A 25,691-nucleotide genomic window follows, 5' to 3' on the forward strand; every position below is an offset into this window, starting at 1 on the left:
AACTACGCTCCCTTCACGGCGTTGCGAACGAACACGAGGCGACCGCGGGCACCGGGGACGGCGCCCTTGACGAGCAGCAGGCCCTTCTCGGCGTCGACGGAGTGCACCTTGAGGTTGAGCACGGTGACGCGCTCGCCACCCATGCGACCGGCCATGCGCATGCCCTTGAAGACACGGCTGGGGGTCGAGGAGGCGCCGATGGAGCCGGGCTTGCGGTGGTTGCGGTGCGAACCGTGCGAAGCCGAGACGCCCTTGAAGTTGTGACGCTTCATGACGCCGGCGAAGCCCTTGCCCTTGCTGGTGCCGACGACGTCGACCTTGGTGCCGGCCTCGAAGACGGCGTCCACGGTCAGCTCCTGGCCTGCCGAGTAGTCGGCGGCGTCGGAGGTGCGGACCTCGGTGAGGTGGCGGCGGGGGGTGACGCCCGCGGCGTCGAAGTGACCGGCGGCGGGCTTGTTCACCTTGCGCGGGTCGATCGCACCGGCGGCGAGCTGGACGGCGGTGTAGCCGTCCTTCTCCTCCGTGCGGACCTGGGTCACGACGTTGGGGCTGATCTCGATGACGGTGACCGGCACGAGCTTGTTGTTCTCGTCCCAGACCTGGGTCATTCCGAGCTTGGTGCCGAGGAGGCCCTTGCTGGTCTTCAGCGTGGGGGAAACAGTGACAGACATGGTGGCACTCCTCCTTAGAGCTTGATCTCGATGTTGACGTCGGCCGGCAGGTCGAGGCGCATGAGCGAGTCGACGGCCTTGGGCGTCGGGTCGATGATGTCGATGAGGCGCTTGTGGGTGCGCATCTCGAAGTGCTCGCGGCTGTCCTTGTACTTGTGGGGAGAACGGATCACGCAGACCACGTTCTTCTCGGTCGGCAGCGGCACGGGGCCGACCACCGTTGCACCGGCACGGGTGACCGTGTCGACGATCTTGCGCGCCGACGTGTCGATGACCTCGTGGTCGTACGACTTCAGTCGGATGCGGATCTTCTGTCCCGCCATGTGTGATCTCTCACTCTCTTGTTATTGCGTCGTACGCGACTCCCCCGGCCGGAGCCGGACTCGTCTCGCATTGGACGCGCTCGCGAAGGAACTCCGGTGACCCGGAAAAGTGCAACCAGTGTTCTTCTGTCAAAAGCACCGCACCCCTGGGGCGCTCCGATCGGCGTGCAGAACGCACGACGCACGGAGAGACCGTTGAGATGTCGGTTGTTGTCGTTCTGCTACCCGCCGCCTCGACGTCGCATCCGCGTGGCCGCCCTCTCGGGTCGAGCCTCCGCGATGCCGTCTCGGCACTGCCTGGCAGTGTCCCCCTCCGAGCAGCACGCCGCCCGAGAGGAAATTTTGAACTAGAAGAGTCTCCCACAGATGCCCCACCCCTGCAACCCGGGCGTGTCGCGCCGGAGGGCTCCTTCGCGAGCACGTCGTGACGGCCCCTGGGAGCCGGTCGCTCCGAGCAGCAGCGCGGGCCGGAGGGCCTCCCCCGCTACTCGAAGAGCAGCGCCCGGACGGCGGTCTCGGCCGACGCGGGGCGCGACGCGTCGATGGTCTCGCCGGCGCGGAAGTGGTCCAGAAGCCGCGGGTCGACGTAGCTGGCGCGGGCGACCGTCGGCGTGTTCCCGAGCACGTCCGAGGCGTCGCGCATCGCCTGGGCGATCGCGGAGTTCCGAGCGCGCTGTGTGGCCTGCGGGCCCGACTTCGCCAGGCTCAGCGCGGCCGCGACCGTGCCGTGCAGAGTGCGGAAGTCCTTCGCCGTGAAGTCGTCGCCGGCGCGCTCGCGCACGTAGTCGTTGATCTCGGGCGCCGAGATCGGCCGCCACTCCCGCCCGTCCTTCCAGGCGAGCAGGCGGGCGTTCGGCCCGCGACGCTTGAGAGCACGGACGACGCGCGAGAGGTCGTGGTCGAGGATCTCGCTCGTCCACGCCTGATGGCTCTTCCCGGGGAAGGCGAGGGCGACCCGGTCCCCGTGGGTCGTGGCGTGCGCGCACAGGAGCGTCGAGAGGCCGATGCTGCCGTGCTCCTTCGCGTACCTCTCGCTGCCGACGCGGAGCGATCCGGTGTCGAGCATCCGGAAGGCGGTGGCCAGCGCGCGCTCACGGCTGGGTCCGTCCGAGCGGAGGGCGATGGTCACGGCTCGGCGCGCCCCGGGCAGGGCCTCCGCGAGCCGCAGCGCCCGGTCGAACTTGATCCGGTCCTTCTGCTCGCGCCAGGTCGGATGGTAGATGTACTGGCGGCGGCCGGCGGAGTCGACGCCGGTGGCCTGGATGTGCCCGTTGGGGTACGGGGCGATCCAGACGTCCGTCCAGGCCGGCGGGATGCCGAGACGGTCGAAGCGCGCGCGCAGCTCCTTGTCGGCGACGGTCGCGCCCTTCGGGTCGCGGTAGCTGAAGCCGGAGCCCGCGCGCACCCGGGTGTAGCCGCGCCCGCTCGAATCGGTCCTGCGGAGTCGTTGCGCGCGAGTGTCAGCCATCGACCCGACGATAGGACGGCGGATCCGAGGCCCGCACCCGCTTGACGGCGGGGAGGAGCAGTCGGACGGCAGCCGCTACTCGTTGCCGATCCGCTTGTCGGCCTGGCGCTTCAGGTCCTCGATGCGGTCGTCGTACTTGCCGTTGGTGAGGCGGCTGGCGATCTCGCCCGCCTTCTCGAGGGTCTGGTCGGAGACCTGCTCGGCCTTCTCGCTCCGCAACGCGTCCTGGGCCTTCCGGCTGTTGAGCAGTTCGCCGGCCTGGCGTCCGAGTTTCCCGAGATCCACGATGATGCCTCCTTGTAAACGCGCACAGGGCGGCGCGTGCCTCAGTGTGGCGCTCCCGGCTGGGGGAACGGTGCGGGCGCGCCGGTCAGCCGGCCAGTGCGATCACCCGCTCCGCCGCGTCGGCCAGGGCGCGGCCGTAGGACGGACCGTGACCGGCGGCGTGGACGGCGAGCGGGTGCAGCTGGTGGAGCGGCACCCGCTCCTCGTAGCCGGCTTCCAGCGGATGCTGCTCGCGGTAGCCCTCGAGGACGGCGTCGAGGTGCGGAGCGCCGAAGAGTGCCAGCATCGCGAGATCGGTCTCGCGGTGGCCCCCGTGAGCGGCGGGGTCGATCAGGACGGCGCCGTCCGCCGACCAGAGCACGTTGCCGGTCCAGAGGTCCCCGTGGATCCTGGCGGGCCCCGCACCATCGTCGAAGGCTCCGGCCGCCACCCGGTCCAGAGCCTGCTCGACGAGCCGCGACTCGGCTGCCGTGAGGTTGCCCGCCTCCACGGCAGGGCCGAGGAACGGCCGCACCCGCTGCTCCGCGTAGAAGCGCCCCCACGAGTCGTCCGGGCGGCACGGCATCCCGCGGCGGCCGATGTACGCGGGGCCGGTCCATCCCGGGGGCGGCGCTCCGAACGCCGCGGCTCCGGCGTCGTGCGTCCGGGCGAGCGCGGCGCCGAAGGCCCGAGCCGACTCGGCGGAGGGTCGCGCGGAGCGGATCTCCTCCAGCTCGATGCGCCCGGGCGACACCCTCTCCACCCCGACACAGCGCGCACCGCCGTCCGCCTCGCGCAGCCAGTCCAGGCCGGCCGCCTCCCACTCGAAGAACTGCGGGAGGGCACGGGGGTCGCTCTTCACGAAGGGCATGCCGCCACGCTAGCCGGGCGTCCCCGGGAACGACGAGAGGGGCCGCCCGCCGAAGCGGACGACCCCTCTCGAGAGATCAGTAGGACGGACCTACTTGATGATCTTGGTGACCGTACCGGCACCCACAGTGCGTCCACCCTCACGGATGGCGAAGCCGAGGCCCTCCTCCATGGCGATCGGCTGGATCAGCGCGACCGTCATGTCGGTGGTGTCGCCGGGCATGACCATCTCGGTGCCCTCGGGCAGCGTGATGACGCCGGTGACGTCGGTGGTGCGGAAGTAGAACTGCGGACGGTAGTTCGCGTAGAACGGGTTGTGACGCCCACCCTCATCCTTGGACAGGATGTACGCGGTGCCCTCGAAGTCCGTGTGCGGCGTGACCGAACCCGGCTTGACGACGACCTGGCCGCGCTCGACGTCCTCGCGCTTGGTGCCGCGGAGGAGCAGACCGCAGTTCTCGCCGGCCCAGGCCTCGTCGAGCTGCTTGTGGAACATCTCGATTCCGGTGACCGTGGTCTTCTGCGTCGGGCGAATGCCGACGATCTCGACCTCGGAGTTCAGAGCGAGGGTTCCACGCTCCGCACGGCCGGTGACGACGGTTCCACGACCGGTGATCGTGAAGACGTCCTCGATCGGCATGAGGAACGGCTTGTCCTTGTCGCGCACCGGGTCCGGGATGGACTCGTCGACCGCGTCCATCAGGTCGAGGATCGACTGGGTCCAGGTGTCGTCGCCCTCGAGGGCCTTGAGGCCGGAGACGCGCACGACGGGGGCGTCGTCGCCGGGGAAGCCCTGCGACGAGAGGAGCTCGCGGACCTCGAGCTCGACGAGCTCCAGGATCTCCTCGTCGTCCACCATGTCGGCCTTGTTCAGCGCGACGAGGAGGTAGGGGACGCCGACCTGCTTGGCGAGGAGGACGTGCTCACGGGTCTGAGCCATCGGGCCGTCGGTGGCGGCGACCACGAGGATTGCGCCGTCCATCTGGGCCGCGCCGGTGATCATGTTCTTGATGTAGTCGGCGTGACCCGGGGCGTCGACGTGCGCGTAGTGGCGCTTCGGCGTCTCGTACTCGACGTGCGAGATGTTGATCGTGATGCCGCGCTGGCGCTCCTCGGGAGCGGAGTCGATCGACGCGAAGTCACGCTGGACGTTGGTCGCGGACGGGAACTTGTCCGCCAGAACCTTCGAGATCGCCGCGGTGAGCGTGGTCTTTCCGTGGTCGACGTGACCGATGGTTCCGATGTTGACGTGCGGCTTGGTCCGCTCGAACTTGGCCTTAGCCACTGTGGGTCCTCCTCAGGACTTAGGTGCAAGCATCCGCATCCGGGCGGCCGCACGGGGCGGCACGAGGACAGGAGGACTTGCGGGGGTTTTGTGTACGTATGTTACCGGCAGTGGTCGTGCGGCCGTCCCGCTGCGACAGGGGGCGCGCTGCACTCGGCAGCAAACCCGCACGACACTACCAGGCCGCCGCCGTTCCGGGGAACGGCGACGGCCCAGGGGCGGAGCTACTCGCCCTTGTTCTTCTGGACGATCTCCTCGGCCACGGCCTTGGGGACCTCGGCGTAGGTCTCGAACGTCATCGAGTAGACGGCGCGGCCCGAGGTCTTCGAGCGCAGGTCTCCGATGTAGCCGAACATCTCGGACAGCGGGACGTTGGCCCGGATGACCTTGATGCCGGTGGCGTCCTCCATCGACTGGATCATCCCGCGACGCGAGTTGATGTCGCCGATGACGTCGCCCATGTACTCCTCGGGAGTACGGACCTCGACGGCCATGAGCGGCTCGAGGAGGACCGGCTGCGCCTTGCGCGAGGCCTCCTTGAACGCGATCGAGCCGGCGATCTTGAACGCCATCTCGGAGGAGTCGACGTCGTGCGCCGCTCCGTCGACCAGGGTCGCCTTCACGCCGACCATGGGGTAGCCGGCGAGCACGCCGACCTGCATGGCGTCGCGGATGCCCGCGTCGACGGAGGGGATGTACTCGCGCGGGACGCGGCCACCGGTGACGCCGTTGACGAACTCGTAGGTCTTGTCGGCCTCGACCTCCATCGGCTCGATGGTGATCTGGACCTTCGCGAACTGGCCGGAGCCACCCGTCTGCTTCTTGTGGGTGTAGTCGTACTTCTCGACCGTGCGGCGGATCGTCTCGCGGTACGCGACCTGGGGCTTGCCCACGTTGGCCTCGACGTTGAACTCGCGCTTCATGCGGTCGACCAGGATGTCGAGGTGCAGCTCGCCCATTCCCTTGATGACCGTCTGACCGGTCTCCTGGTTCTGCTCGGTGCGGAAGGTGGGGTCCTCCTCCGCGAGCTTCTGGATCGCGGTGCCGAGCTTCTCCTGGTCCGCCTTCGTCTTGGGCTCGATGGCGACCTCGATGACGGGCTCCGGGAAGGTCATCGACTCGAGCACGACCTGCGCGGCCGGGTCGCTCAGGGTGTCACCGGTGGTGGTGTCCTTGAGGCCGATGACGGCGTAGATGTGGCCGGCGGTGACCGAGTCGACCGGGTTCTCCTTGTTGGAGTGCATCTGGAAGATCTTGCCGATGCGCTCCTTCTTGCCCTTGGTCGAGTTGATGACCTGGGCGCCGGAGTCGAGCTTGCCCGAGTAGACGCGGACGTAGGTCAGGCGGCCGAAGAACGGGTGCACGGCGACCTTGAACGCGAGCGCCGAGAAGGGCTCGGTCGAGTCCGCGTGGCGCATGATGACCTTCTCCTCGTCGCGGACGTCGTGCGCCTCGATGGCGGGGACGTCGAGCGGGGAGGGGAGGTAGTCCACGACAGCGTCGAGCATCGGCTGGACGCCGCGGTTCTTGAACGCCGAGCCGCAGAGCACCGGGTAGATCTCGGAGTTGACGGTCATCTTGCGGATGGCGCCCTTGATCTCCGCGACGGTGAGCTCCTCGCCGCCGAAGTACTTCTCGAGCAGCTCGTCGGAGGTCTCCGCGACGGTCTCGAGGAGCTTCTCGCGGTACTCCGCCGCCTTGTCGGCGAGGTCGGCCGGGATCTCCTCGATCTCGTACTTCGCGCCGAGCGCGACGTCGCCCTTCGAGTCGCCGCGCCACGTGAGCGCGCGCATCTCGACCAGGTCGACGACGCCCTCGAAAGAGGACTCCGCGCCGATGGGCAGCTGGATGACCAGCGGCTTCGCGCCGAGGCGCTTGATGATCGTGTCGACCGTGTAGTAGAAGTCGGCGCCGAGCTTGTCCATCTTGTTGACGAAGCAGATGCGCGGGACGTCGTACTTGTCGGCCTGACGCCAGACGGTCTCGGACTGGGGCTCGACGCCCTCCTTGCCGTCGAAGACGGCGACGGCGCCGTCGAGGACGCGGAGCGAGCGCTCGACCTCGACCGTGAAGTCGACGTGACCGGGGGTGTCGATGATGTTGATCTGGTTCTTGTTCCAGAAGCAGGTCGTCGCGGCGGACGTGATCGTGATGCCGCGCTCCTGCTCCTGCGCCATCCAGTCCATCGTCGCGGCGCCGTCGTGGACCTCGCCGATCTTGTGCGTGATACCCGTGTAGAACAGGATGCGCTCGGTGGTGGTGGTCTTGCCGGCATCGATGTGGGCCATGATGCCGATGTTGCGGACCTTGTTCAGGTCGGTGAGCACATCTTGTGCCACGGAGTTCCTCCGATAGGTGATGGAGCCAGCGCACCGGGTTCATGGCCGAATGGCTGGGATTCTGGTGGTGGCGGTCGCCCGGTCGCGGGGATCGGGCGATCCGCCGCCGGGACCGGGCCCGCAGCGGTGACGCCGCGGGCCCGGTGGTCGCGGTCGCCCGGGGGCGGCCGCGGGGTGCGCTACCAGCGGTAGTGCGCGAAGGCCTTGTTCGACTCGGCCATCTTGTGGGTGTCCTCGCGACGCTTGACAGCGGCGCCCAGACCGTTCGACGCGTCGAGGATCTCGTTCATGAGACGCTCGGTCATCGTCTTCTCGCGACGGGCCTTCGCGTAGCTGGTGAGCCAGCGGAGCGCGAGGGTGTTGGCGCGGTGGGGCTTGACCTCGACCGGGACCTGGTAGGTCGAGCCGCCGACGCGGCGGCTGCGGACCTCGAGGGTCGGGCGGACGTTGTCGAGCGCCTTCTTGAGGGTGACGACCGCGTCCTGGCCGTTCTTGCCGGCGACGCCCTCGAGGGCACCGTAGACGATGCGCTCGGCGAGGCCCTTCTTGCCGTCCAGGAGGATCTTGTTGACGAGCTGGCTGACGATGGGGGCGCCGTAGACGGGGTCTGCGACGACGGGGCGCTTGGGAGCGGGGCCCTTACGAGGCATTACTTCTTCTCCATCTTCGCGCCGTACCGGCTGCGAGCCTGCTTGCGGTTCTTGACGGCCTGGGTGTCCAGGGCGCCGCGAACGATCTTGTAGCGGACACCGGGGAGGTCCTTGACGCGACCGCCGCGCACGAGCACCATCGAGTGCTCCTGCAGGTTGTGGCCCTCGCCGGGGATGTAGGCGGTGACCTCGGTGCCGTTGGAGAGCTTCACGCGGGCCACCTTGCGGAGGGCCGAGTTCGGCTTCTTGGGCGTGGTCGTGTAGACGCGCGTGCAGACGCCGCGCTGCTGGGGGTTGGCCTTCAGGGCGGGCGCCTTGGTCTTGGTGACCTTCGGCGTGCGTCCCTTGCGGACCAACTGCTGAATCGTTGGCACTGGTTTTGCTCCTTGAATGCTGCACGGTGACAGCGGATCGATGGTCGACATTCGGCCCTCCCGTCTCCGGGAACGGCCGAGTTCATCTGGACCCGACGCACCCCGCGGCCCCGCGAGCGGGACCGGGAGGGTGAGGGGTATGCCGTGGGGGCCGCCCGATCGGACGAACCCGCGGATCCTCGCGGACCCGGTGGAGCGAAGTGCGGCGACCGCATCGACCCGGAGGCACGACACGAGCGCACGGCAAAGCGCACACCCGAAGAATATTACGGGGAGTGACGGGGCCGGTCAACCGAGCGGCGTTCGCCCTGGGAGATGCCGCAGCGCCGCGACGAGCCGCGCCGGGACTCCGCCGTCACTCCCGCTCGTCGCCCTCCCAGCCCCAGTGGGGGCTGCGGCCGCCGGCGTCGCGACGGGCCAGGAGCAGGAGGAACAGGAGCTGGACGGCGGCCGCGAGCACGCCGGTCGCGATCGCGAAGACAGTGGGGGCGTGGTCGAGGATCCAGCCGAGGATCTCCCCCGGCTCCTGGCGGCCGAGCCCGTAGAGCGCTCCGCCGGTGAGGAGGAAGAGCAGGTAGACGACGACCCCGGTCAGCAGCGACGGGCCGAGGACGCGGTGGACGGCGGGACGGGCGGCGAGGGTCACCATCGCGACCAGCACGGCGACGACGCAGACCGCCACCGACACCGGCCCCAGCAGCGGACCGGCGTCGCGCTCGGGCACGACGTCCTGGTCCAGCAGGAGGCTGAGGACCCCGAACGCGCAGACGACCAGGGCGAGGTAGAGGAACGCGGCGAAGCCGGCCAGCGCGAGGCCGTAGCCCAGGCCGGCTCCGCGGCCCTGCCCCTGCCCCTCCGGAGTCACGACTGCGCGGCCGCTTCGCGCTCGGCGTTGCGGCGCTTGACGCCCCGGGCACGGCCAGCGATCGCGGCGCCGCCCCAGACGCTCGCCTCCCGGCCGAGGACGCCGGCGGCGAGGACCGCCGCGAGTACGGCGGGATCGCGGACGTAGTCGAGCGCGAGGGAGCGGTCGATCGGCAGGGCGAGCGGTCCGACGGCGCTCCAGCCGCCGACCAGCGCGGCCGCGGCCGTGAGGAGGGCGACGAGGAAGCCGGCGAGGACGTAGGCCCACCAGCCCGCGCGGTTCACGACCAGCACGATCAGCGCCAGGCCGACGAGGAACGCGGCCACCGGGGCGAGGAAGAGCGCGGTCGGCGCAGCGTCGAGCGCGAGGGCGACCGGGTCGCCGCCGACGCGGTCGACCAGCAGGCGGATCGCCGTCAGGGCGACGAGGTACAGGACGGCGAAGACCGCGGTCGTCAGGAGGGCGAGCGCGAGGCCCGCGAGGCGGTTGCCGGAGCGCCGGACCGGCTCGGGCTCGGCCTCGACCGGCCCGAGGGCGCTGGGGGCTGATGCCGCGACGGTCGGGGCGACGGGCTCGACGGTCGGCTGCCGGCCCGTCACTGGTTCGGGCCAGACGTACTCCCGGGTCGGCTGGGGTCCGGTTCCGCCGGACGTCTCGGTCGCGGAGGGGATCCGCGTGGTCTCGGCGTCGCTGCTCCAGGTCACCCGGACAGCATAGGCACGCCTTCCGCCGCGCCCGGTGCGCCGCGCGGCTCCCCGTCGACGGGGGACAGCGCCGACCGTCTACTCGAGCGGGTGGAGGAGGCGGTGCAGGAACTGCCGGGTGCGAGGCTCCCGCGGCTCCCGGAGGATCTGCGCAGGGGCGCCCCGCTCGACGACCACGCCGTCGGCCATGAAGACGACCTCCGAGGCCACCTGCCGGGCGAACTCGAGCTCGTGCGTCACGACGAGCATGGTCCAGCCCTCCCCCGCCAGCTCCCGCATCAGCGAGAGCACGTCGCCGACCAGCTCCGGGTCCAGCGCCGAGGTGGGCTCGTCGAAGAGGAGCAGATCGGGCCGCAGCGCGAGCGCCCGGACGATGCCCACGCGCTGCTGCTGACCGCCGGAGAGCTCGAAGGGGTAAGCGCTCCCCCGGCCGCCGAGGCCGACGCGCTCGAGCAGGCGCTCCGCCTCCGGGACCACCTCGGACGCGGGACGGCGCTGCACTCGCAGCGGCCCCTCCGTCACGTTCTGGAGGACGGTCAGGTGCGGGAAGAGGTTGAAGTGCTGGAAGACCATCGCGGAGTGGTCGCGCAGCCCGGTCAGCGCCTTCCGTCCGACGCCGCGGTCGAAGTCGAGGACACTGCCGTCGGCGAGCTCGACCACCCCGCCGTCCGGCACCTCGAGGCTGTTCAGCGAGCGCAGGACGGTGGTCTTGCCCGAGCCGGACGGCCCGATCAGGGCGACGACCTCGCCGCGGCGGATCTCCAGGTCGATGCCGCGCAGCACCTCCACCCCGCCGAACGACTTGCGGAGGCCGCGGGCCCTGAGCACGGGCCGGGCGTCGGTCGGAGTGTCAGCGGGCGACATAGCGGTCCAATCGCTTCTCGAGCAGGCCCTGGCCGCTGGAGAGCACCAGGCAGATGAGCCAGTAGATCAGAGCGGCCTCGAGGTAGAGGAGCATGAACTCGCTCGACGCGGTGGCGATCTTCTGCGCCTGCCGGAAGAGCTCGGTCACCAGGATGAGGGAGGCCAGCGAGGTGTCCTTCACCAGCGAGATGAAGGTGTTCGACAGCGGCGGGACGGAGACGCGCGCGGCCTGCGGGAGGATGATGCGCCGCAGCGAGAGCGAGCGGCTCATGCCGATCGTGTGCGCCGCCTCCCACTGCCCCTTCGGGACGCTGAGGATCGCCGCGCGGATCACCTCCGCCGCGTAGCCGCCCACGTTGAGGGCGAACGCGATGGTGGCGCTGGGCCAGGGGTCGATCTTCAGTCCGAGGCTCGGCAGCCCGTAGAAGATCACGAACAGCTGCACCAGGAGCGGCGTGCCCCGGATGACGGAGATGTAGGCGCGCGCGATCCAGGAGAGGATCCGCACCCGCGAGAGCCGCATCAGGGCGACCGCCAGCGCGAGCACGAGCCCGATGGCGAAGCTCGCCAGCGCGAGCGGGATCGTCCCGACGATGCCCCCGGAGAGGATCGGCCAGAACGACCGGAGGACGAGGTCCATTGTGTTCTCCCGCCTTCGCGGGAGGATCCGCGGTCGGCTCGATCGGGTGGTGGCGTCGGGGGCGGATCGTGTCCGCCTCCTGGGGAATGCTGGCACGCTTCGCGCCGGGGCGGGCGCCCTTGCGGGCGGACCCGCTGCCTGAGCCGCTCCGCCGCTCCCCCGCGACGGGACCGCTCACGCACGAGACGGCCCCTCCCGGAAGGGGAGGAGCCGCCTCGGGGTGGGGCTACTGGGAGACGTCGGCTCCGAAGTAGCGCTCGGAGATGGAGGCGAGGGTGCCGTCCTCGCGCAGCTCGTCGAGGGCGGAGTCGACGGCCTCGACGAGGTCGTCCGAGCCCTTCGGGAAGGTGAAGGCGCTCTCGGAGGTGTCGTCGGTGGTGACGGCGACCTTGAGCCCCGCGGCCTGGTCGGGGTAGGTCGTGGACCAGTCGAGCCAGGTGAGGCGGTCGTTCACGGTCGCGTCGACGCGGCCCTGCTCGACGAGGGCGATGGCCTGCGCCCAGCCCTCGACGCCCTCGACCTCGGCGCCGTTCTCCTGCGCGACGGTGTACCAGTTGCTCGAGAGCGACTGCGCGGTGGTCTTGCCGGAGAGGCCGGCGAGGTCGGTGATCGAGGTGTCGCTCGAGGGGACGATCACGACGCCGGGGCTGACCGAGTACGGCTCCGAGAAGTCGTACTTCGCCTCGCGCTCGTCGTTGATCGAGACCTGGTTCGCGATCACGTCGAAGCGCGCTCCGTCCAGGCCCGCGAACATCGCGTCCCACTGCGTCTCCTGGAAGTCGGGCTCGACGCCCAGCTTCTCGGCCACGGCGGTGATCACGTCGACGTCGTAGCCGGTGAGAGCTCCGGTCCCGCCGTCGGCGTGGAAGGAGAAGGGCGGGTAGGTGCCCTCGGTGCCGATGGTGAGCTTCCCCGAGTCCTCGACCTCGGCCAGGGTCAGACCGGAGCTCGCGGAGGCGGTTCCCTCGCCGCTCGAGCCGGAGACCACGTCGTCGGTCGAGGCGGGCGCGCAGCCGGCGAGGACCAGGGCGGCGGCGGCGGCGGTCGTGCCGAGCAGGACGCGCAGGGAGGTGCGGGCGGAGAGGGTCACGGTGTTGTCCTTCGGTGCATCACGGAGTCGTGGCGGTCCCGCTGCGCCGGATGCGGCGCGGGGATCGACGAGGGGACGGGTCGTCCCGGGGCGGACCGCTGCTCGGCGGAACCGCCCGGAGTGACGATAACCAGTGGAGGGGGCGGCCCTATTCCCGGATGTCGCCGTGTGACGCCGGGAGTCCGGCCAGGAAGTGCTCGGTACCGGCGACCTCGTCGCTCGTGAGGCCCGTCGCCGACTCCGGACGCACCAGGTGGAAGGGGGTGCTCTGCTCGCGGGCCCAGTCGTAGGCGTCCTCGTGGAGGTTGTCGTCGATCCACACCACGGCGTCGATCGCGCCGCGCTCGGCGGCCGCCTCCAGCCACACCGCGACGGGCTGGAGCTTGCCCGTCCGGCCCGGGAACCGCGGGTCGCGCGGGAGGCCGCCGTCGAAGACGATCGCCTCCGTACCCGCCGGCAGCCCGAGGTCCTGGGCGAGGACCCGCGTCAAGCGCGGCGGCCAGGTCGTGGCCCACACGATCGTGCCGACCGCGGCCAGGCGGGCGACGAGCGCCGCCCGCTCCGGCTCGAGCTCCAGGCGGTGCGAGCCCGAGGCGCGATCGCTGCGGACGGAGGGGTTCAGGACGCCGTCGACGTCGAGCAGGATCAGGGCGGCCATGCCTGTCACCGTAGCGGCGGCGGGGCGGATCGCGCGAGGAGCGCTAGCGTGACGGGATGCCTCCGTCCCTCCTGCTGCCGGGAGGCCGCACAGCCGTGCTGGGGCCGGATCCCGTGCGGCCGGAGGCGCTGCTGCTCACGGTCGACGGCGCGGAGCAGTCGCTGATCGATCCGGGCGATCCCCGGGCTCTGCACCTCGAGTACCTCGCGCGCCTCGGCGCGGTGGTCGACGCCGCCGCCCCGCCCGGCGAGCCGCTGCGCGTGCTGCACCTCGGAGCCGGAGCCCTGGCCTTGGCCCGGTACGTCGCCGCGACCCGGCCGGGCTCCGAGCAGCTCGCGGTGGAGAGCGCGGCGGGACTCGTGGAGTTCGTGCTCGAGCACGCGCCGCTCCCCCGCGGCGCGCGCGTCCGGTTCCTCACGGCCGACGCCGCAGGGCCCCTGCCGCCCTGGAGCGCCGACCTCGTCGTGCTCGACGTCTACGACGGGGACGAGATCCCGGAGGCGTTCTACCGCGCGTCCGTCCTCGCTCCGCTCGCCGCCCGCGTCGGCGCCGACGGGCTCCTCGCGGTCAACGTCGCCGACGACGCCGACCACCGGAGGCTGGACCGCCTGCGCGGGGTCGTCCGGGAGCTGCTCCCGGTCACCGCAGCGGTCGGATCGACGGCCTTCGTCGAGGGGCGCACCGGCGGGAACGCGATCCTGCTCGCCTCAGGCTCGGCGCTCGCCGACGACGTCGCCGGCCGCCTGCTGCGCGCCGGCCCGCACCCGGTCTCCGCCGCGGCGGATGGCGACGTCGTGGTCGCCGAGGTGGCGGTAGAAGTCGACCCGTGAGTCGAGAGTGACGCCGGTCTCGAGGTACTTGGCGCGGATCCGCTTGATGTAGGTGCGGACAGTGTGCTCGGCGACGCTGAGGTCGACCGCGACGGTGCGGACCGCGGCACCCGCTCCGTAGGCGCGCATCACACGGCTCTCCTGGGGGCTCAGCACCGGGCGGCGCTCCTCGCGCCCGTGCACGAGCCGGTGGCGGGCGGTGTCCGAGATCCAGGTGCGGCCGGAGGCGACGGAGACGACCGCCGCGGCGAGCTCGCTGGGGTCGTCGCCCTTCCAGACGTAGGCCGCTCTCTCCCGTCGCAGCACGGCCCGCACCGGCTCCAGGGAGTCGGAGGAGGAGAGCACGACGAGGCCGACGGTCCGGGTAGCCGCACGCTCGAGGGTGTCGGCCACCTCCTCGCCGGGCACGCCGTCCAGGTCGAGGACCGCGATGCGGTCGACGCCCTCCTCGTCGTGCGAGAACTGCGGCAGCAGCTGCGCGAGCAGCGCCTGCAGCGCGGCGCGCTCGATCGCTGGTCCGTCGACGACGGCCAGCGTGAACCGATCGAATCCGGTCACGGGGTTCCCCTAGCAGGGGCAGGTTCGGGTCCGCCCCGGCTGCACCGTAGCGGTCCGCGACGTCATCGTGCAGGTGATGGGACATTCCGTCTCAGTGGGAGGACGCCCCCAGAGCGCTCCGGATCGGCTCACGGAGCGCGTGGAGGACCACCCGCGGCACCGTCTCCGGCTAGTGTCCCTCTCCATGGACGACAGCGCAGAGGGCTCCCGGCGGGCCCGGAGGATCCCCGCGGAGCAGGTGCGCAGCCGCATGATCGCCACGGCGCGCGACGTCGTCTCCGACCACGGCCTCACGGTGAGCTTCGCGCACCTGCCCATGGAGGAGTACATCCGCCTGGCCGGCGTGCCGCGCAGCTCCGTCTACCGGATCTGGAGCACGCGCGAGGAGTTCGTGGCCGACCTGGTCGGCGAGGTCTTCGTGCGGGACCGGTACGCGGAGGGCGCCGATCCCGAGGCCCAGCAGGAGATGCGCGAGGTCTACGAGCGCTCCACCGATCTGCTCTCCACGGCCGCCGGCCGCCGCCGGGTCGCCTGGGAGACCATCCGCATCGGCGCGCGGGCCAATGCCGAGTCGCTCCGCCGCTCCGCCGACTGGTCCTCGTACAACGCGCTGCTCGCCTGCACTTTCTCGATGGAGGAGGGGCCTGCACGCGTCGCCGTGCGCGCCACGGCGAAGCGGATCGAGGGCATGCTCACTCGCCGGATGCGCGACTTCTACGAGGAGACCCTGCAGGTCTTCGGCGGGACGATGCGCCCGGGATTCACGACGCTCCAGCTCGCCCACCTCACCGCGATCGTGATCGACGGGCTCGCGCACCGCGGCCGTCTCCTCGACGACGACCTCGACGCTCCGGTGACCGCCCCCGGCCTCGACGGCGAGCCGGTCGAGTGGACCCTGGCGGCCTGGACGATCCGCTCGATCGTCGACGGGATGCTGGAGCCGGTCGTGGAGGACTGAGCGGACTCCGCGACCCGGATCACTCGTCCGGTTCGGTGAACCCGTCGATCAGCAGCAGCACCGATACCACCGCCAGCGACGGTCCGTCGGGATCGGCCGGGTCGAGCGGGCCGGTCACCAGCTCCGGTGCCGCGATCCGCGCGATGCACAGCCCCTCGATCAGGGCCGAGACGGCGGAGGCGAGAGCGGCGGAGCCGCGGTCCGGGCGCAGCCGGAGCCCCGCCTCGGCGAGGGTGTGCTCGTAGTACTTCGCCATGTTGTCGATGAAGTGCAGCTGGCGGGACCGCAGAGCGGATCCGATGGCGGTCCGTGCCGGCTCCTCGTGCGAGCCCACCGCGCCGGCGAGAGCGATGAAGTTGCGCCAGTGCTGCGACGAGAAGACGTTGTCGACGTTCGCATCGACGGCGACCCGGACGGAGGCGATCAGGGCCTCGCGGCGCTGCGCCGGGGTCGGCTCGGGGTCGAGGCTGTGGTGGAGGTGGGAGTTCCCGGCCCGCAGGGACGGCTGGTCGAGGCGGGTGGCGAGGACCCGCTCCGGGATCGCGGCGATCAGCTCGTCGTAGAACGCCTGGCGAGTGGGCCAGATCCGGTACACGGTGCTGCGCGGAACACCCGCCGAGCGGATGACGTCCTCGAGGGGCAGGTGGGAGACTCCGACGCGCAGGCCCTCGGCGCGGACGACCGCGAGAGCGGCGTCCAGCAGGCGGGTGCGGACCTGCTCGCGGGTCAGGCGGGGAGGACGCGCCGGCTCCTCCGCATCGAGGGGGTCGTCGCTCATCAGGCCTCCGGCGCCGGGATGCACGGAGGAGCCTCCGACATCTACTGTCCAGCCGAGCGTACCCGGAGGGAGCGCGGAACGTGAGAGGAGATCGGAGACGGGCGCGGCCCGCGCATACGGCTCGGGTGCCGCGCGGGCCGCGCTGCCTGTCCCCCAGGCGGCCTCCCCATGGGCCGGTCCGACCGTATGCTTCCCGACAGACGTCCGTCAACTGACGCGACATGGTGTCTCCTCGGCGGTGTCCGCCGACCGGTCACGAGGACCGCCTCCGGGACTCCTCCGCCGCCGGGAGCGCCCTCGCCGCGGTCTGCGCTCGAGAGGCGTGCGGAGCGGACAGCTCGCCCGCGACGACGTCCGACACGACGCCGGTGGCGTGCTCGACGAGGTCGACGTTCCGGGTCAGCCGCGCGTGGTGGCACGGGCTCGCGTCGACGTCGACCACGAGCTTCGCGAAGCGCAGAGCATCGCCGAGCCGCGCGAACGGCGAGAGCTCGGCGACGAGGGACGGCACGTCCGCCGCGGCGAGGTAGGTGTAGCGGCAGGTCGAGACTACGTAGTCGTCGACTCCGGCCGTCGCCGATCCGGTTGCGACCATGATGTCGCCGAGGTCGACCGGCGCGGTGGCGAGGCCGAGCGCCACCGCGGCGGTCACCTGGATGTCACCCACCAGTGCCGTCACGTGCACGCCGGCGGGCCAGGGAGGCAGGGAGCCGAGCTCGGTCGATCCCGTCCGCAGGCCCTTGCCCGCCGCCGAGGCGAGGGCGTCGATCATCGGCACTCCCGTGCACTCCCCCGCGTGCTCGGCGTCCTCCGAGACGGCGTCCCCGCAGGAGGCGAGCATCGCCGAGACGCTCAGCCGGCTCTGCGGGTCCAGTCCTGCGATCACCGCGGGGCTGACCTGGCCGGAGTCGTCGACCATTCGTCCGAGGCGCTCCGCGACGTCGGATCCCGTGTTCGGGGTGCCGAAGGTGAGGACGGACGAGACCATCGAGGCGACGGCGGTCCCGTCGACCGAGCCGCTCAGCGCCTGGCGGGCGGCGAGCCCTCCCATCGAGTGCGCGACGACGACGGCGCGGTGCCCGGTCGCGGAGACGAGACAGGCGATCGAGGAGGCGAGCGCGTCGCTGATCCCCGGGTCGGTGACCCAGCGCGCGGCGAGCCGGCGGTAGTCGAAGGTGTAGACCGCGGCGCCGTCGATCTGCTGCAGCCGGCCGAGGAGGGACGGCTCGGGAGCGTCGAGTGGAGCGGTCGCCGACTCCGACGACACCATGTCGACGAGATGGGAGAAGGCCCCTGTGCGGTCGGCGTCGTGCGTCGCCGTGCCCAGCCAGCCGTGCAGCATCACGATGGGGACCAGCGCGGCGGCGGAGCGCGGCCGGACGTCGTCGCCCGCGAGCACGGGAGCCAGCTCCGCGACGCCGCAGGACGAGGGTGCGACCGCCTCTGCCGCCTCCGCCCGCCCCGCGGGCACCACGACGACGCCGACCACCACGAGCAGTGCGGCCAGCACGACGATCACGAGTCTCATCCGCGCGTTTCCTCACGTGCCGCGACCAGGACGGGGAACGGGTACAGGCTCGACCCGACGAGCACGCATCGAGTCAATCACCCCGCTCCTGCGGGGGAGGACGCTCGTCGCGAACGGGCGGCCCCCCCGTGCGGGTGACCGCGGGCCGGGCACGACGAAGGCCCCGCCGGTGTCCCGACGGGGCCTTCGATCGTTCAGCTCACCTGGATCAGCTGTAGTTGCCCGGCTCGTAGCCGTCGCTCGAGAACGAGTCGAAGTCGACGAACGAGAGGTCGGCGTCGCTGAACGCGGCGTCGTCGGCGAAGATGCGGTTGGGGTACCGCTCGGCCTTCGCCTCCTCGGTCGCCTCGACCGACACGTTCCGGTACTTGGGCAGACCGGTTCCCGCCGGGATCAGCTTTCCGATGATCACGTTCTCCTTCAGGCCCATCAGCGGGTCGCGCTTGCCCTCCATGGCCGCCTGCGTGAGGACGCGGGTGGTCTCCTGGAAGGACGCGGCCGACAGCCACGACTCGGTCGCGAGCGAGGCTTTGGTGATGCCCATGACCTCCTGGCGGGCGGACGCGGTCCGCTTGCCCTCGGTCAGAGCCGCACGGTTGACCTCGCTGTAGCGCGAGCGGTCGACGAGCTCGCCCGGCAGCAGCTCCGTGTCGCCGTGGTCGACCACGGTGACCTTGCGGAGCATCTGACGCACGATGACCTCGATGTGCTTGTCGTGGATCGGCACACCCTGCGAGCGGTAGACGCCCTGGACGCCGCCCACCAGGTGCTTCTGGACCTCGCGGACGCCCAGCACGCGCAGGACCTCCTTGGGGTCGACCGTTCCGACGTGCAGCTGCTGCCCGAGCTCGACGTGCTGGCCGTCCTCGATGAGGAGCTGCGAGCGCTTGAGCACCGGGTAGATGACCGCCTCGTCGCCGTTGTCCGGCTGGAGGATGACGCGGCGGGCACGGTCGGTGTCCTCGATGGTGATCCGGCCGGCGGCCTCCGCGATCGGCGACGCGCCCTTGGGGGTGCGGGCCTCGAAGAGCTCCTGCACGCGGGGAAGACCCTGCGTGATGTCGTCGGCCGAGGCCGATCCACCGGTGTGGAAGGTGCGCATCGTGAGCTGCGTGCCGGGCTCGCCGATCGACTGGGCCGCGATGATGCCGACGGCCTCTCCGATGTCGACGAGCTTGCCGGTGGCGAGCGAGCGGCCGTAGCAGGCCGCGCAGACGCCGACGGCGGACTCGCAGGTCAGGACGGAGCGCACCTTGATGTGGCGCACGCCCGCTCCGACCAGCTTCTCGATGAGCACGTCGCCCACGTCCTCGCCGGCCTCGGCGACGAGCTCGCCGGCCTCGTTCGACGCCGGGGTGGCGAGCGAACGGGCGTAGACGGAGTTCTCGACGTTGGAGTCCTTGATCCAGGCGCCGGTGGCGTCCTGGAGCATGATCGGCAGGTCGAGGCCCTTCGAGGTGCCGCAGTCCTCCTCGCGGATGATGACGTCCTGCGAGACGTCGACGAGTCGACGCGTCAGGTAGCCCGAGTCCGCGGTGCGGAGCGCGGTGTCGGCCAGGCCCTTGCGGGCACCGTGCGTGGCGATGAAGTACTCGGCGACCGACAGGCCCTCGCGGTACGAGGAGATGATCGGTCGGGCGATGATCTCGCCCTTCGGGTTGTTCACCAGGCCTCGCATGCCGGCGATGTTGCGCACCTGCAGCCAGTTGCCGCGGGCACCGGAGGTGACCATGCGGTTGATGGTGTTGTCCGTCGGGAAGTTCGCGCGCATGGCCTTGGCGACCTCGTCGGTCGCCTCGGTCCAGATCTTCACGAGCTCCTGGCGGCGCTCGGCCTGAGTGGTCAGACCCTTGTCGTACTCGGACTCGACCTTCGCGGCCTTCTTCTCGTAGCCCGCGATGATCTCGGGCTTCGACGGAGGCGTGAGGATGTCGGACAGCGCCACGGTGACACCCGAGCGGGTGGCCCAGTAGAAGCCGGCGTCCTTGATCCGGTCGAGGGAGGCGGCGACCTCCACCTTCGGGTAGCGCTCCGCGAGGTCGTTGACGATCCCGGAGATGGTCGTCTTGTCGGCGACCTGCTCGAAGTAGGGATAGTCGACCGGCAGCGCCTCGTTGAAGAGGGCGCGGCCGAGCGTGGTCTCGAGGAGGACCGGCGCGGTGACCTTGCCGTTCTCGTCGATCTCGACGCCCTCGGGTGCCTGACCCTGCGCGAAGTACACGTCCGACATGCGGATCCTGACCTTCGAGTTCAGGTGCAGCGAGCCCTGGTCCTTCGCGAGGATCGCCTCCGAGACGGAGGAGAACGCGCGGCCCTCGCCGGCGGCGCCCTCGCGGATCGTCGTCAGGTGGTGGAGGCCGATGATCATGTCCTGCGTGGGCAGGGTGACCGGACGGCCGTCCGAGGGCTTGAGGATGTTGTTCGACGCGAGCATCAGGATGCGCGCCTCGGCCTGGGCCTCGACGGACAGCGGCAGGTGGACGGCCATCTGGTCGCCGTCGAAGTCCGCGTTGAACGCGGCGCAGACGAGCGGGTGCAGCTGGATCGCCTTGCCCTCGACCAGCTGGGGCTCGAAGGCCTGGATGCCGAGACGGTGCAGCGTGGGCGCGCGGTTCAGTAGGACGGGGCGCTCGCGGATGATCTCCTCGAGCACGTCCCACACCTGCGGGCGCGAGCGCTCCACCATGCGCTTGGCGGCCTTGATGTTCTGCGCGTGCGACAGGTCGATCAGGCGCTTGATCACGAACGGCTTGAACAGCTCCAGCGCCATCTGCTTGGGCAGACCGCACTGGTGCAGCTTGAGCTGCGGGCCGACGATGATGACCGAGCGGCCCGAGTAGTCGACGCGCTTGCCCAGCAGGTTCTGGCGGAAGCGACCCTGCTTTCCCTTGAGCATGTCGCTCAGGGACTTCAGGGCGCGGTTGCCGGTTCCGGTGACGGGGCGGCCGCGGCGGCCGTTGTCGAAGAGGGCGTCGACCGCCTCCTGGAGCATGCGCTTCTCGTTGTTCACGATGATCTCGGGGGCACCGAGGTCGAGCAGGCGGCGGAGTCGGTTGTTGCGGTTGATCACGCGACGGTAGAGGTCGTTCAGGTCGCTGGTCGCGAACCGGCCTCCGTCGAGCTGCACCATCGGGCGCAGCTCCGGCGGGATGACCGGGACGACGTCGAGGACCATCGCGGCCGGCGAGTTGCCGGTGGCGAGGAACGAGTTGACGACGCGCAGGCGCTTGATGGCGCGGATCTTCTTCTGACCCTTGCCCTCGGCGATCTGCAGGTGCAGCGTCTCGGCCTCGGCCTGGAGGTCGAACTGCTCGAGGCGCTTCTTGATCGCCTCGGCGCCCATGTAGGCCTCGAAGTAGACGCCGTACCGGTCGACGAGCTCGTTGAAGACCGCGTCCTCGGGCTTGAGGTCGCCGACCTTGAGGGTGCGGAACTGCTCCCACACGCTCTCGAGCCGCGCGATGTCCTCGTCGAAGGACTTGCGGATCTGGCCCATCTCCTTCTCGGCGCCGTCCTTGGTGCGGCGCTTCTGGTCGCTCTTGGCGCCCTCCGCCTCCAGGGCGGCGAGGTCGGTCTCCAGGCGCGCCAGGCGGTCCGCGATGCGGGAGTCGCGCTGGTCCGAGAGGGTCTTGATCTCGAGCCGGAGCTCGTTCTCGAGCCCGGGCATGTCGGCGTGACGGCCGTCGTCGTCCACGTCGATGATCATGTACGCCGCGAAGTAGATGACCTTCTCGAGGTCCTTCGGCGCCATGTCCAGCAGGTATCCGAGGCGCGAGGGGACGCCCTTGAAGTACCAGATGTGGGTGACGGGGGCGGCGAGCTCGATGTGGCCCATCCGCTCGCGGCGGACCGAGGACTTGGTGACCTCGACGCCGCAGCGCTCGCAGACGATGCCCTTGAAGCGGACTCGCTTGTACTTGCCGCAGGAGCACTCCCAGTCGCGAGAGGGTCCGAAGATCTGCTCGCCGAACAGGCCGTCCTTCTCGGGCTTCAGGGTGCGGTAGTTGATGGTCTCGGGCTTCTTCACTTCACCGTGCGACCAGCGACGGATGTCATCGGCCGTTGCGAGGCCGATGCGCAGCTCATCGAAAGTGGTTACGTCGAGCAATGTTTTCTCCTTGTCGGAAAACAGGGTGTCTCGTCAGAGACGGGAGGTCGTCAGATGCTGGCGCGGATCAGATGTCGTCGACGGAGGACGACTCGAACCGGGAGGAGATGTTGATGCCGAGCTCTTCCGCGGCGCGGTAGACCTCGTCATCGGTGTCGCGCAGGCTGACCGCGGTGCCGTCGGCCGAGAGGACCTCGACGTTCAGGCACAGGGACTGCATCTCCTTGATGAGGACCTTGAAGGACTCCGGGATGCCGGGCTCCTGGATGTTCTCGCCCTTGACGATGGCCTCGTACACCTTCACGCGGCCGAGGATGTCGTCCGACTTGATGGTGAGGAGCTCCTGGAGGGCGTAGGCGGCGCCGTAGGCCTCGAGGGCCCACACCTCCATCTCGCCGAAGCGCTGTCCGCCGAACTGTGCCTTACCACCGAGCGGCTGCTGGGTGATCATCGAGTACGGGCCCGTCGAGCGCGCGTGGATCTTGTCGTCGACGAGGTGGTGCAGCTTCAGGATGTACATGTAGCCGACCGAGACCGGGTCCGGGAAGGGCTCCCCGGAGCGGCCGTCGAACAGCTGCGTCTTGCCGGACGAGCCGATCAGGCGCTCTCCGTCGCGGGTCGGGGTGGTGGAGTCGAGGAGCCCTGCGAGCTCCTCCTCCGCCGCGCCGTCGAAGACGGGGGTCGCGACCTTGGTGCCGGGCGCCGCCTCACGGGCGTGCTCGGGCAGGCGCGCGGCCCACTCCGGCTGGCCCTCGACCTTCCAGCCCTGCTTCGCGATCCAGCCGAGGTGGATCTCGAGGACCTGGCCGAAGTTCATGCGGCCGGGGACGCCGAGCGGGTTGAGGACGATGTCGACCGGGGTGCCGTCGGCGAGGAACGGCATGTCCTCGACCGGCAGGATCTTCGAGATGACGCCCTTGTTGCCGTGGCGGCCGGCGAGCTTGTCGCCCTCGGTGATCTTGCGCTTCTGGGCGATGTAGACGACCACGCGCTGATTGACGCCCGAGCCGAGCTCGTCGTCGCCGTCCTGCGCGTCGAACACCTTGACGCCGATGATCGTGCCCTGCTCGCCGTGGGGCACCTTCAGCGACGTGTCGCGGACCTCGCGGCTCTTCTCGTTGAAGATCGCGCGGAGCAGGCGCTCCTCGGCCGAGAGCTCGGTCTCGCCCTTGGGCGTGACCTTGCCGACGAGGATGTCGCCGGGGCGGACCTCGGCGCCGATGCGGATGATGCCGCGCTCGTCCAGGTCGGCCAGGAGCTCCGGGCTGACGTTGGGGAGGTCGCGGGTGATCTCCTCCTTGCCGAGCTTGGTGTCGCGGGCGTCGACCTCGTACTCCTCGATGTGGATCGAGGAGAGGACGTCGTCCTTCACCAGGTTCTGGCTGAGGATGATCGCGTCCTCGAAGTTGTGGCCCTCCCACGGCATGAACGCGACGAGCAGGTTCTTGCCCAGCGCGAGCTCGCCGTTCTCGGTGGCGGGGCCGTCGGCGACGACCTCGCCGACCTCGATGCGCTCGCCGGCCGAGACGACCACGCGGTTGTTGTACGAGGTGCCCTGGTTGGAGCGGTCGAACTTGCGGAGGAAGTAGGTCTGCGTGCCGCCCTCGTCCAGCTGGACGGTGACGGAGTCGGCGGAGACCTCCTGGACGACACCGGCCTTCTCGGCGGTGATGACGTCGCCGGCGTCGATGGCCGCGAAGCCCTCCATGCCGGTTCCGACGACGGGCGACTCGCTGCGCAGCAGCGGGACGGCCTGACGCTGCATGTTCGCGCCCATGAGCGCGCGGTTCGCGTCGTCGTGCTCGAGGAACGGGATCAGCGAGGTCGCGACCGAGACCATCTGGCGCGGCGAGACGTCCATGTAGTGGACGCGCTCGGCGTCGACGAGCTCGACCTCTCCGCCCTTGGGGCGGACCAGGACCTTGCCCTCCGCGAAGCGGAAGTCCTTCGTGAGGGGGGCGTTCGCCTGGGCGACCAGGTACTCGTCCTCCTCGGACGCGGTGAGGTAGTCGATCTGCGAGGTGACGGTGCCGTCGACGACCTTGCGGTACGGGGTCTCGATGAAGCCGAACGAGTTGATGCGCGCGAAGGACGCGAGCGATCCGATCAGGCCGATGTTCGGGCCTTCCGGGGTCTCGATCGGGCACATGCGGCCGTAGTGCGAGGGGTGGACGTCGCGGACCTCGACGCCGGCGCGCTCGCGGGAGAGTCCGCCGGGGCCGAGCGCCGACAGGCGGCGCTTGTGGGTCAGACCCGCGAGCGGGTTGTTCTGGTCCATGAACTGCGACAGCTGGCTGGTTCCGAAGAACTCCTTGATCGCGGCGACGACGGGGCGCACGTTGATCAGGGTCTGCGGGGTGATCGCCTCGATGTCCTGCGTGGTCATGCGCTCGCGGACGACGCGCTCCATGCGGGACAGTCCGGTGCGGACCTGGTTCTGGATCAGCTCGCCGACCGCGCGGATGCGGCGGTTGCCGAAGTGGTCGATGTCGTCGACGTCGAGACGCAGCTCGACCGACTCGCCGTCGCGCACGCCGGGGAGGGCGGTGCGGCCGTCGTGCAGGGCGACCAGGTACTTGATGGTCGCGATGATGTCCTCGACCGTGAGCACCGAGTCGGACAGCGCCTTGTCGATGCCGAGCTTGCGGTTGATCTTGTAGCGGCCGACCTTCGCGAGGTCGTAGCGCTTGGAGTTGAAGTAGAAGTTGTCCAGCAGCGCGCGGGCGGCCTCGGCGGCGACCTGCTCGCCCGGACGGAGCTTGCGGTAGATGTCGCGGAGTGCGTCCTCCTTGGTGAGGATGTTGTCCTTCTCGAGGGTCAGCTCGATCGACTCGTAGCCGGCGAACTGCTCGAGGATCTCCTCGCTCGTCAGGCCGAGGGCCTTGAGGAACACGGTGACCGACTGCTTGCGCTTGCGGTCGATGCGCACGCCGACCTGGTCGCGCTTGTCGATCTCGAACTCGAGCCAGGCGCCGCGGCTCGGGATGACGCGGGCGGAGTAGATGTCCTTGTCGGACGTCTTCTCCTGCTGGCGCTCGAAGTAGACGCCGGGGCTTCGCACGAGCTGGGACACGACGACACGCTCGGTGCCGTTGATGATGAACGTGCCCTTCTCGGTCATCAGCGGGAAGTCGCCCATGAAGACCGTCTGGGTCTTGATCTCACCCGTGAGGTGGTTCATGAACTCGGCCTCGACGTACAGCGGAGCGGCGTAGGTCTTGCCGCGCTCCTTGCACTCCTCGATCGTGTACTTCTCGGGCTCGAGGTACGGGTTCGTGAAGCTCAGCTGCATCGTCTCGCTGAGGTCCTCGATCGGGGAGATCTCCTCGAAGATCTCGTCGAGGCCGGAGTTGGCGGGGAGGTCCTCCCGGCCGGCGGCCTTCGCCTCGGCGACGCGGGTCTTCCACGCCTCCGAGCCGACGAGCCAGTCGAAGCTCTCGGTCTGCAGCGCGAGCAGATCCGGAACGGTCAGGGTGTCGCTGATCTTGGCGAACGAGAGACGCGAAGCTCCGCGTCCGTTCTTGGGTGAGGTGGTGGTCGCGGTGGACGCAGCAGCCAAGGAAGGAACCTCCGTAGACCCTCGCGGGTCTCAATCTGTGGGATGTGTGGAGTGGGCTCCCGCCGGACGGGCCGCCACCCCTGCCCGCACGCCGTGCGGACCGAGGCGACTCGGTCTTGGGGGCGGGGCTAGAGTGTGGCAACGGCATCCACCATCTGATGCCGGGTTCCGGTGACCTGCCGACCGCGATATGAGGGCATGGGTACTCGGGAGCGCAAAGTACGAATATAGCCGCATCGCGCCACGCCGCGCAAGTGCGGATGCTTGCGCCGCCCCGCGGGGTCCGGTATACGAGGCCACGGCCTCC

The 25,691-nt window shown here is 70.1% G+C and carries 21 protein-coding genes; 1 reads left to right on the forward strand and 20 read right to left on the reverse strand.

Annotated features, from left to right (window positions below; genetic code table 11):
- Positions 1–2: 2 nt before the first annotated feature.
- The 16 genes from rplC to C5C35_RS12420 form a co-directional block, all read right to left on the reverse strand.
- Positions 3–671, reverse strand: a complete 669-nt coding sequence (gene rplC / locus C5C35_RS12345) for a 50S ribosomal protein L3 (RefSeq protein ID WP_104224566.1) — start codon at positions 669–671, stop codon at positions 3–5.
- 14 nt (positions 672–685) lie between these two features.
- Positions 686–994, reverse strand: coding sequence for a 30S ribosomal protein S10 (gene rpsJ / locus C5C35_RS12350; protein ID WP_005050520.1), 309 nt, complete (start codon positions 992–994; stop codon positions 686–688).
- Positions 995–1,478: 484 nt separating this feature from the next.
- Positions 1,479–2,462, reverse strand: coding sequence for a DNA topoisomerase IB (locus C5C35_RS12355; RefSeq protein ID WP_104247600.1), 984 nt, complete (start codon positions 2,460–2,462; stop codon positions 1,479–1,481).
- A 75-nt stretch (positions 2,463–2,537) separates the two neighbouring features.
- Positions 2,538–2,747: an antitoxin gene (locus tag C5C35_RS12360; RefSeq protein WP_159939075.1), complete on the reverse strand. Its 210-nt coding sequence runs from the start codon at positions 2,745–2,747 to the stop codon at positions 2,538–2,540.
- A gap of 85 nt (positions 2,748–2,832) precedes the next feature.
- Positions 2,833–3,597, reverse strand: coding sequence for a fructosamine kinase family protein (locus C5C35_RS12365; protein WP_104260913.1), 765 nt, complete (start codon positions 3,595–3,597; stop codon positions 2,833–2,835).
- A 90-nt stretch (positions 3,598–3,687) separates the two neighbouring features.
- Positions 3,688–4,881, reverse strand: coding sequence for an elongation factor Tu (gene tuf, locus C5C35_RS12370; protein WP_104224570.1), 1,194 nt, complete (start codon positions 4,879–4,881; stop codon positions 3,688–3,690).
- Between the two features lie 224 nt (positions 4,882–5,105).
- Entirely contained in the window at positions 5,106–7,220 is a 2,115-nt protein-coding gene (fusA, locus tag C5C35_RS12375) for an elongation factor G (RefSeq protein ID WP_104224571.1), read from the reverse strand.
- Positions 7,221–7,399: 179 nt separating this feature from the next.
- Positions 7,400–7,870 (reverse strand): 30S ribosomal protein S7, encoded by a 471-nt coding sequence (gene rpsG, locus C5C35_RS12380; protein WP_068251443.1) that lies wholly within the window; start codon positions 7,868–7,870, stop codon positions 7,400–7,402.
- Positions 7,870–8,244, reverse strand: coding sequence for a 30S ribosomal protein S12 (gene rpsL / locus C5C35_RS12385; RefSeq protein ID WP_011186743.1), 375 nt, complete (start codon positions 8,242–8,244; stop codon positions 7,870–7,872). The genes rpsG and rpsL overlap by 1 nt, the downstream gene beginning before the upstream one ends.
- A 355-nt stretch (positions 8,245–8,599) precedes the next feature.
- Entirely contained in the window at positions 8,600–9,109 is a 510-nt protein-coding gene (locus C5C35_RS12390; protein WP_104263204.1) for a DUF6121 family protein, read from the reverse strand.
- Positions 9,106–9,813, reverse strand: a complete 708-nt coding sequence (locus C5C35_RS12395; RefSeq protein ID WP_104263205.1) for a hypothetical protein — start codon at positions 9,811–9,813, stop codon at positions 9,106–9,108. The genes C5C35_RS12390 and C5C35_RS12395 overlap by 4 nt, the downstream gene beginning before the upstream one ends.
- A 78-nt stretch (positions 9,814–9,891) precedes the next feature.
- Positions 9,892–10,677, reverse strand: coding sequence for an amino acid ABC transporter ATP-binding protein (locus C5C35_RS12400; RefSeq protein ID WP_104247594.1), 786 nt, complete (start codon positions 10,675–10,677; stop codon positions 9,892–9,894).
- The gene (locus C5C35_RS12405) at positions 10,664–11,317 is read right to left on the reverse strand and encodes an amino acid ABC transporter permease (RefSeq protein ID WP_104224574.1); all 654 of its coding nucleotides are present in this window, start codon (positions 11,315–11,317) and stop codon (positions 10,664–10,666) included. The genes C5C35_RS12400 and C5C35_RS12405 overlap by 14 nt, the downstream gene beginning before the upstream one ends.
- Positions 11,318–11,543: 226 nt before the next feature.
- Entirely contained in the window at positions 11,544–12,407 is an 864-nt protein-coding gene (locus C5C35_RS12410; protein WP_374953121.1) for an amino acid ABC transporter substrate-binding protein, read from the reverse strand.
- A gap of 148 nt (positions 12,408–12,555) precedes the next feature.
- Complete coding sequence (locus C5C35_RS12415) at positions 12,556–13,065, reverse strand: HAD domain-containing protein (RefSeq protein ID WP_104263206.1); 510 nt, start codon at positions 13,063–13,065, stop codon at positions 12,556–12,558.
- A 707-nt stretch (positions 13,066–13,772) separates the two neighbouring features.
- Positions 13,773–14,453: a LuxR C-terminal-related transcriptional regulator gene (locus tag C5C35_RS12420; protein ID WP_104224576.1), complete on the reverse strand. Its 681-nt coding sequence runs from the start codon at positions 14,451–14,453 to the stop codon at positions 13,773–13,775.
- Positions 14,454–14,637: 184 nt separating this feature from the next.
- Between C5C35_RS12420 and C5C35_RS12425 the strand changes: the two genes are divergently transcribed.
- Positions 14,638–15,411, forward strand: a complete 774-nt coding sequence (locus C5C35_RS12425) for a TetR/AcrR family transcriptional regulator (protein ID WP_146084604.1) — start codon at positions 14,638–14,640, stop codon at positions 15,409–15,411.
- Between the two features lie 19 nt (positions 15,412–15,430).
- Here C5C35_RS12425 and C5C35_RS12430 read toward each other — a convergent pair whose 3' ends face one another.
- From C5C35_RS12430 to rpoB, 4 genes are all read right to left on the reverse strand, one after another.
- Positions 15,431–16,189 carry a TetR/AcrR family transcriptional regulator gene (locus C5C35_RS12430; RefSeq protein WP_146084605.1) on the reverse strand — a complete coding sequence of 253 codons (759 nt, stop codon included), beginning with the start codon at positions 16,187–16,189 and terminating at the stop codon, positions 15,431–15,433.
- A gap of 253 nt (positions 16,190–16,442) precedes the next feature.
- Positions 16,443–17,717: a triacylglycerol lipase gene (locus C5C35_RS12435; protein ID WP_104224579.1), complete on the reverse strand. Its 1,275-nt coding sequence runs from the start codon at positions 17,715–17,717 to the stop codon at positions 16,443–16,445.
- Between the two features lie 208 nt (positions 17,718–17,925).
- Positions 17,926–21,825: a DNA-directed RNA polymerase subunit beta' gene (locus C5C35_RS12440; RefSeq protein WP_104224580.1), complete on the reverse strand. Its 3,900-nt coding sequence runs from the start codon at positions 21,823–21,825 to the stop codon at positions 17,926–17,928.
- A 67-nt stretch (positions 21,826–21,892) separates the two neighbouring features.
- On the reverse strand, positions 21,893–25,384 hold the full coding sequence (rpoB, locus tag C5C35_RS12445; RefSeq protein WP_104263209.1) for a DNA-directed RNA polymerase subunit beta: 3,492 nt from the start codon (positions 25,382–25,384) through the stop codon (positions 21,893–21,895).
- Positions 25,385–25,691: the final 307 nt, after the last annotated feature.

Source organism: Rathayibacter sp. AY1F8 (assembly GCF_002932165.1).
Taxonomy (GTDB): Bacteria; Actinomycetota; Actinomycetes; order Actinomycetales; family Microbacteriaceae; genus Rathayibacter.

Coding starts and splice junctions, on each gene's coding strand:
- C5C35_RS12425 (WP_146084604.1), top strand. CDS start 14,638: ATGGACGACAGCGCAGAGGGCTCCCGGCGGGCCCGGAGGATCCCCGCG.
- rplC (WP_104224566.1), bottom strand. CDS start 671: ATGTCTGTCACTGTTTCCCCCACGCTGAAGACCAGCAAGGGCCTCCTC.
- rpsG (WP_068251443.1), bottom strand. CDS start 7,870: ATGCCTCGTAAGGGCCCCGCTCCCAAGCGCCCCGTCGTCGCAGACCCC.
- C5C35_RS12365 (WP_104260913.1), bottom strand. CDS start 3,597: ATGCCCTTCGTGAAGAGCGACCCCCGTGCCCTCCCGCAGTTCTTCGAG.
- C5C35_RS12415 (WP_104263206.1), bottom strand. CDS start 13,065: ATGGCCGCCCTGATCCTGCTCGACGTCGACGGCGTCCTGAACCCCTCC.
- C5C35_RS12355 (WP_104247600.1), bottom strand. CDS start 2,462: ATGGCTGACACTCGCGCGCAACGACTCCGCAGGACCGATTCGAGCGGG.
- C5C35_RS12400 (WP_104247594.1), bottom strand. CDS start 10,677: ATGTCGCCCGCTGACACTCCGACCGACGCCCGGCCCGTGCTCAGGGCC.
- C5C35_RS12435 (WP_104224579.1), bottom strand. CDS start 17,717: ATGAGACTCGTGATCGTCGTGCTGGCCGCACTGCTCGTGGTGGTCGGC.
- C5C35_RS12405 (WP_104224574.1), bottom strand. CDS start 11,317: ATGGACCTCGTCCTCCGGTCGTTCTGGCCGATCCTCTCCGGGGGCATC.
- rpsJ (WP_005050520.1), bottom strand. CDS start 994: ATGGCGGGACAGAAGATCCGCATCCGACTGAAGTCGTACGACCACGAG.
- C5C35_RS12430 (WP_146084605.1), bottom strand. CDS start 16,189: ATGAGCGACGACCCCCTCGATGCGGAGGAGCCGGCGCGTCCTCCCCGC.